Raw genomic sequence first — 17,473 nt, 5'->3', positions numbered from 1 at the left:
CAGCCGCTATGACAAACCTCGCCCCGACCGTTTCCATGGCGGACAAAGTTGCCCTGATCGACAGCCTCTGCGCCCAGGCGCGGATTCTGCCGGTGATCACCATTGCCCGGGAACAGGACGTGCTGCCTCTGGCAGACGCCCTGGCGGCCGGTGGCCTGACTGCCCTGGAAGTGACCCTGCGTTCGCAGTTCGGCCTCAAGGCGATCCAGATCCTGCGCGAACAGCGCCCGGAACTGGCGACCGGTGCCGGCACCGTGCTCGACCCGCAGATGCTGGCGGCAGCGGAAGCGGCGGGCTCGCAGTTCATCGTCACCCCGGGCATCACCCGGGACCTGCTGCAAGCCAGTGTGGCCAGCCCGATTCCGTTGTTGCCGGGAATCAGCAACGCCTCCGGGATCATGGAGGGATATGCCCTGGGCTATCGCCGCTTCAAGCTGTTTCCAGCGGAAGTCAGCGGTGGCGTGGCGGCGATCAAGGCCCTGGGCGGCCCGTTCGGCGAAGTGAAGTTCTGCCCGACTGGCGGTGTTGGCCCGGCCAATATCAAGAGCTACATGGCACTGAAGAATGTGATGTGCGTGGGCGGTAGCTGGATGCTCGATCCCGAGTGGATCAAGAACGGCGACTGGGCTCGAATCCAGGAGTGCACGGCAGAGGCCCTGGCCCTGCTGGACTGAAGATTTACCCGTTTCGTTGGTGTGTTCTACGGCTTTACGGTGCGCTTGGTCGGCGCACCGTTTTTTTTTGCCGTGGAAAAGGCTCTGCCGTCAGGGCCTGGGCGTCACTGGCTGGCCAGGTCCTTCAAGGCCGCGACCAGATGCTGGATATGCCCAAGCGGCGTCACCAGCCCCGGGGTGATGCGGATGCAGGGGCCGAAGCCGGCGCCGTTGCGGACCACGGTGAACAGGTTGTAGTCCTGCAGCAGGCGATCCACCAGGGCTTGCTGGTCCGGGTGCCGGGTAAAGCGCAAGGCGCTGATGGCGCAGCACAGGCGTGGGTCCGTTGGGGTGAGAATGTCGATGCCCGGCAGTTCACGCAGCGCTTCGGTCCAGGTTTCGCGCAGGTAGTTCAGGCGTGCGCCCTTGGCCGCCGCGCCGCCCATGGCCCGGTGTTCCTCGAAGACCAGGGGCAAGGTCATCAGCGCCGGAATGTTCGGGGTGCTGTAGGGCGTGCGCGAGCGTACGTCGTCGGCGGGAAAGTGGAACTCGCCCATGTCCGGGTCGATATCGCCCAGGCGATCCGGATGGATATAGATACAGCCCAGGCTCAGTGGCGCGCCAATCCATTTGTGCAGGTTGAAGCCGGCAAAGGCGATGCCCAGCTGGTTCAAGTCGAAGTCGATCTGGCCCAGGGCGTGGGCGCCGTCGAGGATGATATCCACGCCATGTTCGCGGGCCGCGCTGGCGATGGCCTGCACCGGCATCACCAGGCCGCTGCGATGGGTGACATGGGTCAGGGCCATCAGCTTGAGCCGTGGATAGCGCCGGAACGCGTCGTTGTAGCTGGCTAAAAGGCTGTCAAAACTGGCAGGGTGCTGATGCTTGATCTCAATGACCTCGACACCCCGCTGCCGGGCCAGCCAACCCATGGCGCCCTTGACCGTGTCGTATTCCAGGTCGCTGAACAGCACCTGGTCGCCGGGTTGCAGGCGGTTGTAGTTGCGGATCAGCGATTGCAGGGCATCGGTGGCGCAACGGGTCAGGGCCACGGCGTTCTCCGGGGCCTTGAGCAGCTCCGCCAGTTGCTCGCGGATGAGCAAGGCCTCGGTACGTTCGAAACACTGGCGCACATGCACCGAGTTGCTGCGATTAACCCACTGGATATTGCGCTGGTAGTCCTCGGCGACCCTGCGGCTCATGCGTCCGAAATAGCCGTTTTCCAGATTGATCGGCCCGGGTTCGAGATCGAACTGGCGGGCAATCGCCTGCCAGTGATCTTCGTCGCGGGCCAGTGTTGCGGCAGTCCTTGGCATATGGGGCACTCTTATTAATGGCGGGGCTTGGGTTTGCCATGCTTGGCACGCAACGGGTCCAGCAAGTCGGACAGGCCGTTGTGGTCGATTTCCTGCATCAGCGCCAGCAGGCCGCCGAGCTCGCCTTTGGGGAAGCCTTCACGGGCGAACCAGTTCAGGTAGGGGCCGGGCAGGTCGGCGAGGATGCGCCCCTTGTACTTGCCAAAGGGCATTTCCCGGGTGACCAGCAGTTCGAGTGTTTCAGGGTTCATGGCGGGTTCTGTGCAGTCAGGGGAACGCCTTGGAAAATACAGGCATTCTGCATGCAGGCCAAATGACAGATCATGCAAATAACGCGGATACAGATATTCAGTAAAAAGTTAACTTATTGAAAAATAAGATAAAAATTTATAGATCAAGTCTGGCATGGCAGGTGCAACAGTTCATTCGACTCTCGCAACCCGCAAGGAACCAGAAAATGTCTGACTTGAATAAAGAAGCGATTTCGGTACTCAACAGCCTGATCGAGACCAGCAAGGATGGCCAGGAAGGGTTCAAGACCTGTGCCGAAGACATCAAGCACCCAGAGCTCAAGGCGCTGTTCATCAAGCGCTCCACCGATTGCGCCGCCGCTGCCGCCGAGTTGCAGGCCGTGGTGCGCTCCATGGGTGGCGACCCGGAAACCTCCACCAGCGTCAGCGGCGACCTGCATCGGCGCTGGGTCGACCTCAAGGCGCTGGTTACCGGCAAGGACGAGGAAGCGGTGCTCAACGAGGCCGAGCGGGGCGAGGACCATGCCCTGAAGTCCTACAAGCAAGCGCTGGAGAAGATCAACAAGCACAACCTGATCGGCATCCGTGATGTGGTGGAGCGTCAGTTCCATGGTGCGCAACGCAACCACGACCAGGTCAAGGCCCTGCGCAACCAGGCTCGAGCCCGTTCGTAACGGCTAAAACCTGTCAAAAACGCCAGCCAGTCTGGCGTTTTTTTATGCCGATGATTTAGTGTTGGACGAGCCTTAGTTAGCTTGCTAATAATTAGCTCGTGCCCGCTCATCGGCATCCCGACTATCGTTAATCTGTCCCTCCAAGAGTGCCGTTCCGTGCCCATTACCTTGCAGGCCCTGCTTGCTCCCAGCCGCCCCGCGTTGCAATTCGCGATCAAAACCCTGCTCGGTGGCGGGCTGGCGCTGTGGCTGGCGTTGCGCTGGGGCCTGGAGCAGCCGGCCTGGGCCCTGATGACCGCCTTTATCGTTGCCCAGCCGCTGTCCGGGATGGTGCTGCAGAAGGGCTTGGCGCGCTTGCTCGGGACCCTGGTCGGCACCTGCATGTCGGTGCTGTTCATGAGTCTGTTCGCCCAGACGCCGTGGCTGTTCCTGCTGGCCCTGGCGCTGTGGTTGGGCTTGTGCACCGCCAGCTCGACCCTGCTGCGCAGCGCCTGGGCCTATTCCTTCGTGCTGGCGGGCTACACCGTGGCGATCATCGCCTTGCCCGCCATCAGCCACCCGTTGACGGTGTTCGATCAGGCTGTAGCGCGCTGCACCGAAATTTCCTTGGGGATCATTTGCGCCACCGCCAGCAGCGCGCTGATCTGGCCCTTGCGGGTGGAGCGGCAACTGGCGGACCAGGCCCGCAGCGCCTGGGACAGTGGCCTGCAGGCGGCACGCGCGACCCTGGCGGGGGATGCCCAGGCACGCCGCGGGCTGCTGGAAATTCTTGGGCGCATCGTCGCGGTGGATGCCCAGCGTGAACATGCCTGGTTCGAAGGGCCGCTGGGCCGCCAGCGGGCCCGGGCCATCAGTGGCCTGAGCCAGAAACTGCTGATGCTGCTGCGCATCTCCCGCTCGGTGCGGCGCCAGTGGAAGCAACTGGACAGTCAGCAGGCCCGGCAACTGCAACCCTGGATGGATCAGGTGCAAGCGGCCCTGGAGGTCGCCGACCCAGCGGCCCTGCAGGCGCTGCGAGTGCGCCTGCTGGAAGCCTCCCACGATGTTGCGATCAGCCCGGCACAAAGCTTCTGCCTGGCGCGTTTCGCCTTGCTGCTGGACACCGCCCAGGCGGCGACTCAGGCCCTGGACGCAGTGCGTGAAGGGCGTGCGCCGGCACAGCAGCCAGCCACCCTGACACCCCACCGCGACCTGTCCCTGGCCCTGGTCTTTGGCGCCCGCAGTGCCCTGGCCTTCCTCAGCGTCGCCAGCTTCTGGCTGGCCACTGCCTGGCCTGCGGCTTCCGGGGCGATGCTGTTGACCTGCGTGGTGTGCAGCCTGTTCGCCAGTCGCGAGAATGGCGCGCAGATCGGCATGAGCTTTATGCGTGGGATCTTCCTGGCAATCCCCGCAGCTTTTGTCGTGGGCGAGCTACTGCTGCCCCAATGGAGCGGCTTCCCGATGCTCGCCATGGCCCTGGGCGTGCCGCTGTTCTTCGGTGCCCTGGGCATGGCCCAGCCGCAGATTGGTGCCACTGCTACCTCGTTCTGCCTGCATTTCATCGTGCTGATCGCGCCGCAGAACCGCATGAGCTTCGATGTCGCCACGTTCTTCAACAGTGCCCAGGCCATGGTGCTGGGGGTAGGCGCGGCGGTGCTGGCCTTCCACTTGTTGATTCTGCGCAATCCGGCCTGGCATGGCCGACGGCTGCTGGCGGCGACCCTGAGCGATCTGGTGCGCCTGACCCGGCGCAACCTGCGTGGCGCCGAGAGCTGGTTCGGCGGGCGCATGGCCGACCGCCTGCTGCAGTTGGCGCGGCATTATCCGGAGTTGCCGGAGCCGGCACGCAGTCGCTGGGACGATGGCCTGCAAGGCCTGGATATAGGCGACGAGCTGCTGCACCTGCGCCTCAGCCTGGCGGTGGCCCAGGCCTCGGGCGGGCGTGCCCAGCGCGAGTATTTCGAGCAGTTGCAGCGCATCCTCGAACAGGGCCCGGCGGGCAGTCGCCAGGAGGCCCTGGCGGCGCCCAGTGCCGCCTTGCTCGACGCCCTGGGCCAGCTGCCGCCCAGTGATGCCTTGAAACTGGCCAGTGGCGCGGTGCTGCAATTGCATAACAGCTGGCGCAATTGGTGCCGGCAGCAGGAGGACAGCCATGGGCTTGCGTGAGTGGTCGCTGGGCGGGGTGCTGCTCAGCCCCTTCCTGATTTATGTGCTGTTGGCGCTGTTGGTCACCGGAGGGTTGCGCTGGCTGCTGCGAATCAGCGGGCTGGGGCGCTGGATCTGGCACGAAGCCCTGTTCGACTGCGCGCTGTATGTCTGTGTCTTGAGCTTGATCACTGTGGTCCTGGGACCCTTGTAAGGAGTTGAATATGCGTACCTCAGTACGTGTCGCCGTGACCCTGTGCCTGGTGCTGCTGGCGCTGTTCGCCGGGTATCACCTGTGGCAGTACTACATGCTCACGCCCTGGACCCGGGATGCGCGGATTCGCGCCGATGTGGTGATAGTGGCGCCGGACGTTTCCGGCTGGGTGCGCGAGCTCAAGGTGGCGGACAACCAGCAGGTCAAGGCCGGCGACCTGTTGCTGAGCATCGATCGCGAGCGCTTCGAGGCTGCCCTGGAGAAGGCCCAGGCGGTGGTGCAGACCCGTCAGCAGCAACTGAGCCTGCGCGAGCATGAAGCCAGCCGGCGCGCCGCCCTCGGCCCCCAGGCCATCAGCGCCGAACTGCGGGAGAACGCCCAGATCAATGCCGGTATCGCCCGTGGCGAGCTGCGTCAGGCCCAGGCCGAGGCCAAGGTCGCCGAGCTCAACCTGGCCCGCAGCCAGGTGCATGCACCGCGCAACGGGCATATCACCAACTTGCGTCTGGCCGAAGGCAATTACGTCAACGCCGGGCAGCCGGTCATGGCCCTGATCGACGATGGGAGCTTCTATGTGCAGGCGTATTTCGAGGAGACCAAGCTGCCGCGGATCCAGGTTGGCGACCCGGTCAAGGTCTGGTTGATGAGTGCCGGAGAGCCCCTGCAGGGGCATGTACAGAGCATCAGCCGGGGTATTACCGATCGCAATGCCACCCCCGACGGGCAGTTGCTGGCGGAGGTCGAGCCGACCTTCAACTGGGTGCGCCTGGCGCAGCGGATTCCGGTGCGGATCAAACTTGAGCAGGTACCGGCGGGGATCAACCTGAGCGCCGGCATGACCGCCAGCGTGCAGGTTCAGGAACAGGATCGGCGCTAACCGGCGAGGGTGGGACGGGGCGCCAAGCGGCCCCGTCGCCGCGAGCCTTCAGCCGACAGTGATGGCCGGCAGGCTCGGCAGGGTCACGGTCTGCTGCTTGCGAGGGGCGAGGATCTCGGCTTCGCCGTCCACCACCAGCTCATCGCGCTGGTTGAACACGCGGGTGGCGATGCGCACGCGGAATTTCGGCAGTTTTTCAAGGATTTCCAGGCGCACGGTCAGGGTGTCGCCGATCTTCACCGGCTTCTGGAAGCTCATCTGCTGGCCGATGTAGATGGTGCCTGGGCCGGGCAGCTCGCAGGCCACCGCGGCACTGATCAACGCGCCGCTGAACATGCCGTGGGCAATGCGTTCCTTGAACATGGTGGCGGCGGCGAACTCGGGGTCCAGGTGCACCGGGTTGTGATCGCCGGACATGGCGGCGAACAACTGGATATCACGCTCCTCGACGGTCTTGCTGTACTGGGCGGTCTGGCCGACTTCCAGGGCTTCGTAAGGGGTGTTGGTAACCTGGGTCATGTTGCTCAATTCCTCTGACAGATAAATGAACGTATCGCTGCGGCTCACTCCGCCCGCGGCGGTCGGCGGTGCTGCAGGGCCTGATCCAGCCAGGCCAGTACGTCGTGGGTCACTGCATCGCGGTTGCTTTCGTTGAACAGCTCATGGCGTGCCTGCGGGTAGATGGTCAGTTGCACGCACTGGCTGCCGGCTTCGCACAAGGCGCTGGCCAGATCCTTGAGACGCTTGCCGGCGCTGACCGGATCACATTCGCCTCCGATCACCAACAGCGGCAGGCCCGGATCGATCTGTGCCAGGTTGGCGATCTTGCTGATTTGCTGCAGGCCGCCGAGCAGATCGATCCACAGCTGGTTGGTGCAGCGAAAGCCGCACAGCGGGTCGTGCACGTACTTGTCGACTTCAGCAGGGTCGCGGCTGAGCCAGTCGAAGGCCGTGCGATTGGGCTTGAAGGCCTTGTTGAAGGAGCCGAAGGACAGCCATTCGATCAGCGCGCTGCGCCCTTGGCCGCCCTGGCGCCAGCGCTCGAAGCGGGCGATCAGGCTGGCGATGCGGTACAGCGCCACGGGCTGGAAGTTCGAGCCGCTGAGGATGGCGCCGTGCAGGCTGGCGCTGTGGTGCAGCAGGTAGGCCTGGGCGATGTAGCTGCCCATGCTGTGGCCCAGTAGCACTATGGGGCTGCCGGGGTGTTGCTGGCCGATGTACTGGTTGAGGCTGGCCAGGTCGCCGACCACCTTGTTCCAGCCGCCTTGGTCTGCGTAGTGACCCAGCACGCCATGCGCTGCGGTCTGGCCATGGCCGCGCTGGTCCGGGGCATAGGTGGCGTATCCCGCTGCGCCCAGGGCCGCGGCCAGGCGCGCGTAGCGCTCACTGTGCTCGGCCATGCCATGGGAAAGCAGGACCACCGCCCTGAGCGGGCCGTCGGGCAACCAGCGATTGACGAACAGGCGCTGGTGGTCGCTGGTGGTCAGCCAGAACGTGTCGTGGGTCATGGCGATTCCTTTGCTCGAAGACGCTGCACTTTATAGCCCATCGGCGCTTGCGCGTCTGTTTCGCCAGCGAGTTGGACGCAAGATTCACAAAATTAATGACGCACTTGCGCATATTTGCCTGAATCGCCATAGCTGCTAACGTCCGGGGAGCCCCGTCCCTGACAGCGTTGCAGGGGCGGCCGGAACGCTCATGCAGCTAATAAGAGGACAAGAATAATGCAAGCTGATTTCTGGAATGATAAGCGCCCGGCCGGCGTCCCCAACGAGATCGACCAGGGGGCCTTCAAGTCAGTGATCGAGGTGTTCGAGCGTTCCTGCAAGAAGTTCGCCGATCGGCCGGCCTTCAGCAATATGGGCGTGACCCTGACCTACGCCGAGCTGGAACGCTACAGCGCGGCCTTCGCCGGTTACCTGCAGAGCCATACCGACCTGTTGCCGGGGGACCGGATCGCGGTGCAGATGCCGAATATCCTGCAGTACCCGATCGCCGTGTTCGGCGCCTTGCGCGCCGGCCTGGTGGTGGTCAATACCAACCCGCTGTACACCGCGCGGGAGATGCGCCATCAGTTCAAGGATTCCGGCGCCCGGGCCCTGGTCTACCTCAATGTCTTCGGGCAGAAGGTCCAGGAGGTGCTGGGAGACACCGATATCCAGTTCCTGATCGAGGCCCGAATGGGCGACCTGATGCCGGCAGCCAAGGGCTGGCTGGTGAATACCCTGGTGGACAAGGTCAAGAAGATGGTCCCGGCCTATCACTTGCCCCAGGCGATGGCCTTCAAGAGTGCCCTGCGCCTGGGCCGTGGCCAGCCCATGAAGGCGCAGCAACCGGGGCTCGAGGATGTCGCCGTGCTGCAGTACACCGGTGGCACCACGGGCCTGCCCAAGGGCGCGATGCTGACCCACGGCAACCTGGTGGCCAATATGCAGCAGGTGCGGGCCTGCCTTGGCCAGCATGGCGTCGATGGCAATACCCAGTGGCGGGATGGGCAGGAGGTGATGATCGCGCCGCTGCCGCTGTACCACATCTATGCCTTCACCGCGAACTGCATGTGCATGATGGTCACCGGCAACCACAACGTGCTGATCAGCAACCCGCGGGATATCGGTGGCTTTATCAAGGAATTGAAGAAGTGGCGCTTTTCCGCGTTGCTGGGGCTCAACACCCTGTTTGTGGCGCTGATGGATCACCCGGAATTCAAGAACCTGGATTTCTCCAGCCTCAAGCTCACCAACTCCGGTGGCACGGCCCTGGTCAAGGCCACGGCCGAGCGCTGGCAGAAGATCACCGGATGTCGCATCACCGAGGGCTACGGCCTGACCGAGACCTCACCGGTGGCCTGCACCAACCCTTACGGCGAGCGCTCGCGCCTGGGCACCGTCGGCCTGCCGGTGCCGGGCACCACCTTGAAGGTCATCGATGACCAGGGGCAGGAGCAACCCATGGGCGAGCGCGGCGAACTGTGCATCAAGGGGCCGCAGATCATGAAGGGCTACTGGAACAAACCCGAGGCCACGGCCGAGGTGCTGGATGCCGAGGGCTGGTTCAAGTCGGGGGACATTGCGGTGATCGATCCCGACGGCTTCGTGCGCATCGTTGATCGCAAGAAGGACATGATCATCGTCTCGGGCTTCAACGTGTACCCCAACGAGATCGAGGACGTGGTCATGGCACACCCCAAGGTCGCCAACTGCGCGGTGATCGGCGTGCCCGACGAGCGTTCCGGCGAAGCGGTGAAGTTGTTTGTGGTGCCCCGGGAAAGCGGGCTTAGCCTGGAAGAGCTCAAGGCCTACTGCAAGGAGAATTTCACCGGCTACAAGGTGCCCAAGCACATCGTGCTGCGCGAGTCGTTGCCGATGACGCCGGTGGGCAAGATCCTGCGCCGGGAGCTGCGGGATATCGCCTGATCGGCCTGCGTGCTGGTGCCAAAAGCTCCGCGTGCTCTAGATTGTTGATCCAGGGGCCGACCCATTGCTGCATGGGCCGGCCCTTGTGCCTTTGATCGGGCGCAAAGTACCGGGCCAGAGCGGATTTCAGGGTGGTAGAACTTTTGCTCTAAAAATGACCACTAGATTGTCTTGAGTCACTTAAGTGACTATTCAGGTCTTTATTGGCTCTAGTAGGGCTTTTGCAAAGCTGCTACTCTCGGCGCGCTTTGTGACTTCTCGGCCTTAAGTACTAGCCAGACTCACCAACAATAGACACCAATAAAAAACACAGACAAATAATAATCGCATCAACTGCGGTGATGAATTCGCGTTGCTGAGGAGTGGGCTTCCATGATCGAAGACTTTTGGAAGGATAAGTACCCAGCTGGGATTGCTGCCGATATCAATCCTGACGAGTATCCGAATATTCAAGCGGTGTTGAAGCAGTCCTGCCAACGTTTCGCTGACAAACCGGCCTTTAGCAACCTCGGCAAGACAATCACCTACGGTGAACTGTACGAGCTGTCCGGGGCCTTTGCCGCGTACCTGCAACAGCATACCGATTTGCAGCCCGGCGATCGAATCGCCTTGCAACTGCCCAACCTGCTGCAATACCCGATCGCGGTCTTCGGGGCGATTCGCGCCGGGCTGATCGTGGTCAACACCAACCCGCTGTACACCGCGCGGGAAATGGAACACCAGTTCAACGACTCCGGGGCCAAGGCCCTGGTCTGCCTGGCCAACATGGCCCACCTGGCAGAGGCCGTGGTGCCCAAGACCGGCGTCAAGCATGTGATTGTCACCGAAGTGGCGGACTTGCTGCCCACCTTTAAGCGCGTACTGATCAACAGCGTGATCAAGTATGTGAAGAAGATGGTGCCGGCCTATCACTTGCCCCAGGCGGTCAAGTTTAACGATGTGCTGCGCAAGGGCCAGGGCCAGCCGGTACGCGAAGCCAACCCGGCCAGCAGCGATGTGGCGGTGCTGCAATACACCGGCGGCACCACCGGCGTGGCCAAGGGCGCGATGCTGACCCACCGCAACCTGGTGGCCAACATGCTGCAGTGCAAGGCGCTGATGGGCTCCAACCTCAATGAAGGCTGCGAGATCGTTATCACCCCGCTGCCGCTGTACCACATCTATGCCTTCACCTTTCATTGCATGGCGATGATGCTGATCGGCAACCACAACATCCTGATCAGCAACCCGCGGGACCTGCCGGCGATGGTCAAGGAACTGTCGAAGTGGAAGTTCAGCGGTTTCGTCGGCCTCAACACCCTGTTCGTGGCGCTGTGCAATAACGAAACCTTCCGCAAGCTGGATTTCTCTGCGCTGAAAGTCACCTTGTCTGGCGGCATGGCCCTGCAACTGGCGGCAGCCGAGCGCTGGAAGGAAGTGACCAACTGCCCAATCTGTGAAGGCTATGGCATGACCGAGACCAGCCCGGTGGCCACGGTCAACCCGATCCAGAACATCCAGATCGGTACCATCGGCATTCCGGTGCCTTCGACCCTGTGCCGGGTGATCAACGATGCCGGCGAAGAATTGCCCCTGGGTGAAGTCGGTGAGCTGTGCGTCAAGGGCCCGCAGGTGATGAAAGGCTACTGGCAGCGTCAGGACGCCACCGATGAGGTGCTCGGCGATGGCTGGTTGAAGACCGGTGATATCGCGCTGATCCAGCCCAATGGCTACATCCGGGTTGTCGATCGCAAGAAAGACATGATCCTGGTCTCGGGTTTCAACGTGTATCCCAATGAACTGGAAGATGTGCTGACCTCGCTGCCGGGTGTCTTGCAGTGCGCGGCGATCGGCGTGCCAGATGAAAAATCCGGCGAGACCATCAAGATCTTCATCGTCGCCAAGCCCGGGGTCACCCTGACCAAGGAGCAGGTGATGCAGCACATGCGGGCCAATGTCACCGGCTACAAGGTGCCCAAGGCCGTGGAGTTCCGCGATGCGCTGCCGACCACCAACGTCGGCAAGATCCTGCGCCGCGAGCTGCGTGACGAAGAGCTGAAGAAGCTCGGGCTGAAGAAGTAAGCCCCAGCGCCCATGAAAAGCCCCGCCAAGTGCGGGGCTTTTTCATGGGCGGCAAACGAGCTGGTGCTACTGCTGGAACTGGGTGAAGTTCACGCCGGTACCGGCCGGGCGCACATCCTTGAGGAAGGAGTCCTTGTCGGCGCTCAGTTCCAGGCTCAGGGCTGCCTTGCGCTTGCCATCGTTGCGCACCACCAGGCCTTCGCGGCGCTCGCGCAGGAAGGCGGTCGGCACTTTCAGGTGAATCAGCTGATCGGTGTCGGGGGTATGCAGCAGCAGGTGCACCCATTCGTACTGACCGATGGCCAGCCGGGTCACCAGGATATCGAACCACCAGATATTGCGGTTGCGGTTCAGCTCCGCGAAATGGCAGTTGTTGACGCCCAGCACCGCACCGCCCAGTTCCTGGTTTCTACGGGCGATGGCCTGCTTTTTATCGAGTTTCATAACATTCCTACAGGGGTTGGATCTTCAGGGCCTGGCCTGAACAGGCTTGGCATTCTCCCGGGTTGCCCGACAAACATAAAGCGCAACCTTGGTGCCGCGATGAAATGGCCGCTGAAAAATAATTGAAACTCCCGGCCAAAGCCGCGGGTCAACCCTGGGTAACGCGATAAACCTTTGTTCGATCAATGAATGTTCTACGGAGAAATACCATGGGCAGCACAGCAGATAAGGCAAAAGGTCTGGCCAACGAGGCCGTCGGCAATATCAAGCAGGGCGTCGGCAAGGCCACCGACAACACCAAGTTGCAGGCTGAAGGCAAGATTCAGGAGAAGAAGGGTGAAGCCCAGCAAGCCCTGGGCAAGGCCAAGGATGCAGTGAAGAAAACCATCGACAAGGCGTGACAGCACAGCCCTCGATCAAGCAGCAAAACGGCCATCCCGGGGTGGCCGTTTTGCTGCGTGGCCGGTGCCGGAAAACCGGCGGATTGCCGAAGCTGATTGGTTGCCGTTCGCCAACTGAGCTAATTTGTTGTAGAAAACGCCCCCTGAGTCGCCATCGACTTCAATCTTTTTGCGGCGAAAGGAGACGCTATGTTTTTTCCGGACCTCAAAGGCTTGCCGTTGCACCGTGTGCTGGTTCGCACGGTGCAGGAATTCATCGCGGACGAGATGTCCACCTACGCCTCGGCTCTGGCCTACCAGATGCTGTTCTCGCTGTTCCCCTTCATCCTGTTCCTGATCGCCCTGATCGGTTTCCTGCACCTGCCGGACTTCTTCACCTGGCTGCGCCTGCAGGCCGAGATGGTGCTGCCCCGTGAAGCCCTGGAGCAGGTGAACCCGGTCATCGACCAGTTGCAGCAGTCCAAGGGCGGCCTGCTGTCGATTGGTATCTTCATTGCCCTGTGGACCGCCTCGGCCGGCGTGCGGCTGATGATGAGTGCGATGAACGCCGCCTACGACGTGGTCGAGGGCCGGCCGATCTGGAAGCGCTTTCCGCTGTCGGTGTTCTACACCGTGGGCATTGCCGGCATGCTGCTGGTGGCCGCGGCGCTGATGGTGCTGGGCCCGCAGGTGATGGCGTGGCTGGCGGGGCAGGTGGGGCTGGAAGATTTCATCGTCACCTTGTGGACTATCCTGCGCTGGCCGGTGATCGTGCTGCTGATGATGATGGCGGTGGCGCTGATCTATTACGTGATGCCGGATGTGAAGCAGAAATTCCGTTTCATTACCCCGGGTTCGGTGCTGGCGGTGGTGGTATGGATAGTCGCCTCCCTGGCTTTTGCCTACTACGTGAGAACCTTCGCTAACTACAGCGCCATGTATGGCAGTATCGGCGCGATCATCGTGCTTCTGCTGTACTTCTATATCTCCGCTGCAGTGCTGTTGCTGGGGGCGGAGATGAACGCGGTGATCGAACACCTGTCGGCCGAAGGCAAGAACCCTGGGGAAAAGGACTTTGCCGGGCACGATGAAAAACAACACGTTTCGGGACTGGGCCGGGACCACTCGCTCAAGCCGACCACTGATGAAGCCTGATCATGATTCGTGAAATCCTCAAGATGGGCGATGAGCGCCTGCTGCGCATCGCACCTGCGGTACCGCGCGAGATGTTCGACAGCCCGGAGCTGTGGGCGCTGATCGACGATATGTTCCAGACCATGGAAAGCGTCGGGGGGGTAGGCCTGGCGGCGCCGCAGATTGGCGTCGACCTGCAACTGGTGATCTTCGGCTTCGAGCACAGCGAGCGTTACCCGGATGCCGAAGCCGTGCCCCAGACCATCCTGATCAATCCCTTGATCACGCCCTTGAGCCCGGAGCTGGAAGAGGGCTGGGAAGGTTGCCTTTCGGTTCCGGGCCTGCGTGGCGCGGTGCAGCGTTATCGGCAGATCCGCTACGAGGGCTTCAATCCCAAGGGCGAGCCCATAGTGCGGGTGGCCTCGGGCTTTCATGCGCGGGTGGTGCAGCATGAGTGCGATCACCTGATCGGCCGGCTTTACCCGTCGCGGATCAGCGATTTTCGCAAGTTCGGATTCACCGAGGTGCTGTTTCCCGATCTCGATCCCAGCGCTGACGACTGAGGCTGCCCCTCAGCAAGCCTGCCGCTCGCAGCCGCAAACCATGGCCAGCAGCGGCTTGCTGCGCTGGTAGCGTAGCAGCCGTTCGGCCAGGGGTTGTGGCAGGTCGGGATCGAGGCTGAAACCCAGGCGCTGGTAGAAGGCTTGCAGGTGCGGATGGCAGAACAGCCAGACCGGCCCTTCAACCTGCTGCCGGGCCCGTTCCAGCAATTGCCTGGCCAGCCCCCGGCCACGGTGCTCCGGCGCCACCAGCAGCCCTGTCAGCCAATGCCCATGGGCCACGACCGTCAGGCTCATCCCGGCGACTATCTCGCTCTCCCTGATCACCCACAGCTGGCCTGCGGACGCCGCGCGCATGGGCGACTGGTGCTGACGGTAGAACTTGTTCAGCAATGGTCGTGCGCTATCGGCAAGCAGGCTGATCTGAAGGCTGGACATGGGCGCTCCGCGCGGGGCCAGGAAAAGCCGCGGATTATAAAGAAGCCGCGGTGGCTTGTGCTCCCGGCTTAGGCCAACTCCAGCGCCAAGGCTTGGCGTACCGCCGGGCGTTGTTCGACCCGGGCCTGGAAGCGCACCAGGGCCGGCCAGGTCGCCAGGTTGATGGCAAACAGCGTGGTCCAGCGCAGCACGGTGAACAGGTAGGCATCGGCGATGCCGAATTGCTCGCCTTGCAGGTAGTCCTGGTGCTCCAGGGTCTGTTCCAGCAGGGTCAGGCGCTTGAACAGCTTCTGCCGGAACACTTCTTTCACGTCCTCATCGAACTCGGGGTTGAACAGCCAGCCAAGGACCCCGTGCACTTCCGTGGTGATGAAGTTCAGGCTTTCCTGCAGCCGTACCCGTTGCCAGCTGCCATTGGCCGCCGCCAGCCCGGCTTCAGGCTTGAGGTCGGCGAGGTATTGCAGGATCGCCGGGCCCTCGGTCAGTACCTCGCCATTGTCCAGTTGCAGGGCGGCGACATAACCCTTGGGGTTGATGGCGAGAAAGTCCTGGCCATCGGCGGTGCGCTTGCTGCGGTTGTCGACGCGGATTGCCTCGAATGGCAATTGCAGTTCCCGCAGCACGATATGCGAGGCCAGGGAGCAGGCTTGAGGGGCGTAGTAGAGTTTCATCGGCGGTTCTCTGGTGAAGGTGCGGAGCAGTGTCGGGCAGGGCTGTGGCATGGGTAAAATTAATCTTTCAGAAAACTGCCATAAGGACAGCTACTGCCATGATGAACCTGATGCACTGGCGCCTGCTGGTGGCGATTGCCGATTGCGGCACCATCACCCGCGCCGCCGAGCAGGTGGGCATGACTCAGTCCGGGGCCAGCCAGGCCCTGGCGCAGATGGAAGACGTGCTCGGCGTGCAGCTGTTTGTCCGCGAGAATCGCCAGGCGCTGCCCACGGCCATCGGCTTGCAGGTGCTGGAGCAGGCGCGGGTGATGCTCGGTGCCCTGGCCCAGGTGCGACGCCAGGTGGATGAGGCCCGGGGCATGCTCCAGGGCAACCTGCGCCTGGCCGGGTTTCCCATGGTGCTGGCGCGTTTCCTACCCCCCTTGCTGCGCCGTTTCAAGCAGTTGCACCCGGGGATCGAGGTGATGCAACTGGAGGTCAGCGACGATGAAGTGGAGGCCCTGCTGGAGGCGCAACTGGTGGACCTGGGAGTGGTGTTGAACCCCGCGCCCGGGCGTCGTTCCTGGCTGCTGGGGCTGGATGCCTGGGTGGCGGTACTGCCCGCGGCGCACCCCTGGCGGGCATCCACTATCGACCTCTCGAGCCTGTTGGCCCAGCCCTTTGTCCTGGCCACGGGCGGTTGTTCGGTGAATGCCCGCAGCCTGGCCGCCGAGGCTGGGATGCCCCTGGCGGATGTGCGTATCGAGGTGCGGGAGTGGAACAGCGCGTTCAGCCTGGTGCGTGAGGGGCTGGGAGTGACCCTGGTGCCGCAGAGCACCCTGCCGGAACAGCGCCAGGGATTGCGGGTGCTGCCACTGAGCCACGCCATCGAACGCCAGTTCGCCCTGGTGGCGGCACCGGGGCGGGAGTGCTGCGAAGTGGTTCAGGCGTTCTTGCAGATGCTTGCCCAGGGCTAGTCGGCGACCGTGCATTGGCGAGCCATGTTTATGTCTTATTTGATACTTGTAGCGAATGCATTTCACTGCTTTACAGGTTGTGAAAACAGACTGACTGGTGGCCTTGCATAGACTTGCTGGCTGTCTATGCTCAATTGTGAAAAAGCCTGTTGGTGGTTTTTCAATCACTGTCCCGGGATGTCTTCGATCTTATAACCAGTGTTCGTCAAATCTTCATTCGGGCACAGGATTGAAGCCATGAATAAGGCCGAGAGTGCGCAACTAGAGGCACCGCCGGATCAGGAGCAACTAATTAGATGGAGTTTCCTTTCTTTGTTAGGGCTGGCCCGGTCACGGGTCATCAGGAAAAGGATGGCTTGATAAGAGTGTTGCCATATGGACTCTCCGATTAAACATCATTGATCACCTGATACTTCCTTTCTCGCCGGGAGAAAGGCGCTTGCCGTGTTTTATGTAACGTTGTGGTGGCTCAGTTGAAAGACTTGAAACTTCCGTCAATCAAAAGACAGCGTTGAAGGTGATACAACCATGTTTAACCTACATCACAAGGCTGACCTGCTGGAGATCGAACGCTTCAATTGTGCGCTGAGCGAGGCCAATGCCAAGTTGGCGGCCATCAGCCGCTCCATGGCCATGATCGAGTTTTCCCCGGACGGCATGGTGCTCGACGCCAACGAGAATTTTTGCCAGGCCATGGGCTATTCCGTCGAGGAAATTCGCGGCAAGCACCATCGGATCTTCTGCGAGGAAGAGTTCTACCGCAGTGAGGAGTACGCCAAGCTGTGGCGTGACCTGGCCCGCGGTGAACCCATCAGCGGCACCTTCCTGCGCCTGAACAAGCGCGGCCAGGAAATCTGGCTCGAGGCCAGCTACATGCCGGTGCTCGATGCCGAACGCCATGTGAAAAGCGTGATCAAGGTGGCTTCGGACATTTCCGAACGCATTCATATCGAACACGAGAACCAGAGCCTGCTGAACGCCATCGGCCGCTCCATGGCGATCATCGAGTTCAGCCCGGATGGCAAGATCATTCGCGCCAACGACAACTTCCTCAAGACGATGCAGTACTCGGCCAATGAAATCATCGGCCAGCACCACAGCATGTTCTGCCACCGGGCCGAAGCCGAGTCTGCCGAATACAAGCAGTTCTGGGCCTCGCTGAACCGTGGCGAATATCACTCCCACAGGTTCGAACGGGAGAACAAGTACGGTCAGACGGTGTTTCTCGAAGCCTCCTACAACCCGCTGTTCGATACCAAGGGCCGCTTGTACAAGGTGGTCAAGTTCGCCAGCGACATCACTCA

General features: G+C 62.0%; 18 protein-coding genes and 1 pseudogene. 12 read left to right on the top strand and 7 right to left on the bottom strand.

Annotation, left to right across the window (positions count from 1 at the left end):
* Positions 1 to 8 precede the first annotated feature (8 nt).
* Positions 9 to 674, top strand: a complete 666-nt coding sequence (locus J4P02_RS14505; protein ID WP_426191333.1) for a bifunctional 4-hydroxy-2-oxoglutarate aldolase/2-dehydro-3-deoxy-phosphogluconate aldolase — start codon at positions 9 to 11, stop codon at positions 672 to 674.
* Positions 675 to 778: 104 nt separating this feature from the next.
* Here J4P02_RS14505 and J4P02_RS14500 read toward each other — a convergent pair whose 3' ends face one another.
* Positions 779 to 1,969 (bottom strand): aminotransferase class V-fold PLP-dependent enzyme, encoded by a 1,191-nt coding sequence (locus J4P02_RS14500; RefSeq protein ID WP_426191331.1) that lies wholly within the window; start codon positions 1,967 to 1,969, stop codon positions 779 to 781.
* 14 nt (positions 1,970 to 1,983) lie between these two features.
* Complete coding sequence (locus J4P02_RS14495) at positions 1,984 to 2,220, bottom strand: DUF3820 family protein (RefSeq protein WP_068579239.1); 237 nt, start codon at positions 2,218 to 2,220, stop codon at positions 1,984 to 1,986.
* A gap of 206 nt (positions 2,221 to 2,426) precedes the next feature.
* Here J4P02_RS14495 and J4P02_RS14490 point away from each other — a divergent pair, with 206 nt between their 5' ends.
* The 4 genes from J4P02_RS14490 to J4P02_RS14475 all read left to right on the top strand — a co-directional run bounded on the left by J4P02_RS14490 (position 2,427) and on the right by J4P02_RS14475 (position 6,109).
* Positions 2,427 to 2,894, top strand: a complete 468-nt coding sequence (locus J4P02_RS14490; RefSeq protein ID WP_426191329.1) for a ferritin-like domain-containing protein — start codon at positions 2,427 to 2,429, stop codon at positions 2,892 to 2,894.
* 156 nt (positions 2,895 to 3,050) lie between these two features.
* Complete coding sequence (locus tag J4P02_RS14485; RefSeq protein ID WP_426191327.1) at positions 3,051 to 5,039, top strand: FUSC family protein; 1,989 nt, start codon at positions 3,051 to 3,053, stop codon at positions 5,037 to 5,039.
* Positions 5,026 to 5,232 carry a DUF1656 domain-containing protein gene (locus tag J4P02_RS14480; RefSeq protein ID WP_426191325.1) on the top strand — a complete coding sequence of 69 codons (207 nt, stop codon included), beginning with the start codon at positions 5,026 to 5,028 and terminating at the stop codon, positions 5,230 to 5,232. The genes J4P02_RS14485 and J4P02_RS14480 overlap by 14 nt, the downstream gene beginning before the upstream one ends.
* 10 nt (positions 5,233 to 5,242) lie before the next feature.
* Positions 5,243 to 6,109 (top strand): efflux RND transporter periplasmic adaptor subunit, encoded by an 867-nt coding sequence (locus J4P02_RS14475; protein WP_426191323.1) that lies wholly within the window; start codon positions 5,243 to 5,245, stop codon positions 6,107 to 6,109.
* Between the two features lie 48 nt (positions 6,110 to 6,157).
* Here J4P02_RS14475 and J4P02_RS14470 read toward each other — a convergent pair whose 3' ends face one another.
* Positions 6,158 to 6,628 (bottom strand): MaoC family dehydratase, encoded by a 471-nt coding sequence (locus J4P02_RS14470; protein WP_426191321.1) that lies wholly within the window; start codon positions 6,626 to 6,628, stop codon positions 6,158 to 6,160.
* Positions 6,629 to 6,672: 44 nt separating this feature from the next.
* The gene (locus J4P02_RS14465; RefSeq protein ID WP_426191319.1) at positions 6,673 to 7,617 is read right to left on the bottom strand and encodes a lysophospholipase; all 945 of its coding nucleotides are present in this window, start codon (positions 7,615 to 7,617) and stop codon (positions 6,673 to 6,675) included.
* A gap of 216 nt (positions 7,618 to 7,833) precedes the next feature.
* On the opposite strand from J4P02_RS14465, the gene fadD2 reads away from it, so the two are divergent.
* Positions 7,834 to 9,522 carry a long-chain-fatty-acid--CoA ligase FadD2 gene (gene fadD2, locus J4P02_RS14460; protein WP_426191317.1) on the top strand — a complete coding sequence of 563 codons (1,689 nt, stop codon included), beginning with the start codon at positions 7,834 to 7,836 and terminating at the stop codon, positions 9,520 to 9,522.
* Positions 9,523 to 9,894: 372 nt separating this feature from the next.
* Positions 9,895 to 11,583 (top strand): long-chain-fatty-acid--CoA ligase FadD1, encoded by a 1,689-nt coding sequence (fadD1, locus tag J4P02_RS14455; RefSeq protein WP_426191315.1) that lies wholly within the window; start codon positions 9,895 to 9,897, stop codon positions 11,581 to 11,583.
* Positions 11,584 to 11,649: 66 nt separating this feature from the next.
* On the opposite strand, the gene J4P02_RS14450 is transcribed toward fadD1, so the two are convergent.
* Entirely contained in the window at positions 11,650 to 12,027 is a 378-nt protein-coding gene (locus J4P02_RS14450; protein ID WP_426191313.1) for a hypothetical protein, read from the bottom strand.
* A 209-nt stretch (positions 12,028 to 12,236) separates the two neighbouring features.
* Here J4P02_RS14450 and J4P02_RS14445 point away from each other — a divergent pair, with 209 nt between their 5' ends.
* The 3 genes from J4P02_RS14445 to def all read left to right on the top strand — a co-directional run bounded on the left by J4P02_RS14445 (position 12,237) and on the right by def (position 14,104).
* A complete protein-coding gene (locus tag J4P02_RS14445; RefSeq protein WP_426191311.1) occupies positions 12,237 to 12,428 on the top strand; it encodes a CsbD family protein in 192 nt (63 codons plus the stop codon).
* A 189-nt stretch (positions 12,429 to 12,617) separates the two neighbouring features.
* Positions 12,618 to 13,562 carry a YihY/virulence factor BrkB family protein gene (locus J4P02_RS14440; protein WP_426191309.1) on the top strand — a complete coding sequence of 315 codons (945 nt, stop codon included), beginning with the start codon at positions 12,618 to 12,620 and terminating at the stop codon, positions 13,560 to 13,562.
* A 2-nt stretch (positions 13,563 to 13,564) separates the two neighbouring features.
* On the top strand, positions 13,565 to 14,104 hold the full coding sequence (def, locus tag J4P02_RS14435) for a peptide deformylase (RefSeq protein WP_426191307.1): 540 nt from the start codon (positions 13,565 to 13,567) through the stop codon (positions 14,102 to 14,104).
* Between the two features lie 9 nt (positions 14,105 to 14,113).
* On the opposite strand, the gene J4P02_RS14430 is transcribed toward def, so the two are convergent.
* A complete protein-coding gene (locus tag J4P02_RS14430) occupies positions 14,114 to 14,539 on the bottom strand; it encodes a GNAT family N-acetyltransferase (protein WP_426191305.1) in 426 nt (141 codons plus the stop codon).
* 68 nt (positions 14,540 to 14,607) lie between these two features.
* Positions 14,608 to 15,210 carry a glutathione transferase GstA gene (gene gstA / locus J4P02_RS14425; RefSeq protein ID WP_426191303.1) on the bottom strand — a complete coding sequence of 201 codons (603 nt, stop codon included), beginning with the start codon at positions 15,208 to 15,210 and terminating at the stop codon, positions 14,608 to 14,610.
* Between the two features lie 98 nt (positions 15,211 to 15,308).
* Here gstA and J4P02_RS14420 point away from each other — a divergent pair, with 98 nt between their 5' ends.
* Together J4P02_RS14420 and J4P02_RS14415 are read left to right on the top strand one after the other, a co-directional pair.
* Positions 15,309 to 16,169, top strand: a complete 861-nt coding sequence (locus J4P02_RS14420; protein WP_426191301.1) for a LysR family transcriptional regulator — start codon at positions 15,309 to 15,311, stop codon at positions 16,167 to 16,169.
* A 528-nt stretch (positions 16,170 to 16,697) separates the two neighbouring features.
* Positions 16,698 to 17,471, top strand: a pseudogene (locus J4P02_RS14415) (PAS domain-containing protein); the annotation flags it as partial.
* Positions 17,472 to 17,473 lie beyond the last annotated feature (2 nt).

It is taken from the genome of Pseudomonas sp. NFXW11, assembly GCF_049887815.1.
Classification (GTDB): domain Bacteria; phylum Pseudomonadota; class Gammaproteobacteria; order Pseudomonadales; family Pseudomonadaceae; genus Aquipseudomonas.
The sequence above is the reverse complement of the archived record's forward strand: the minus strand, read 5'-3'. Positions and strand labels throughout refer to the sequence as shown.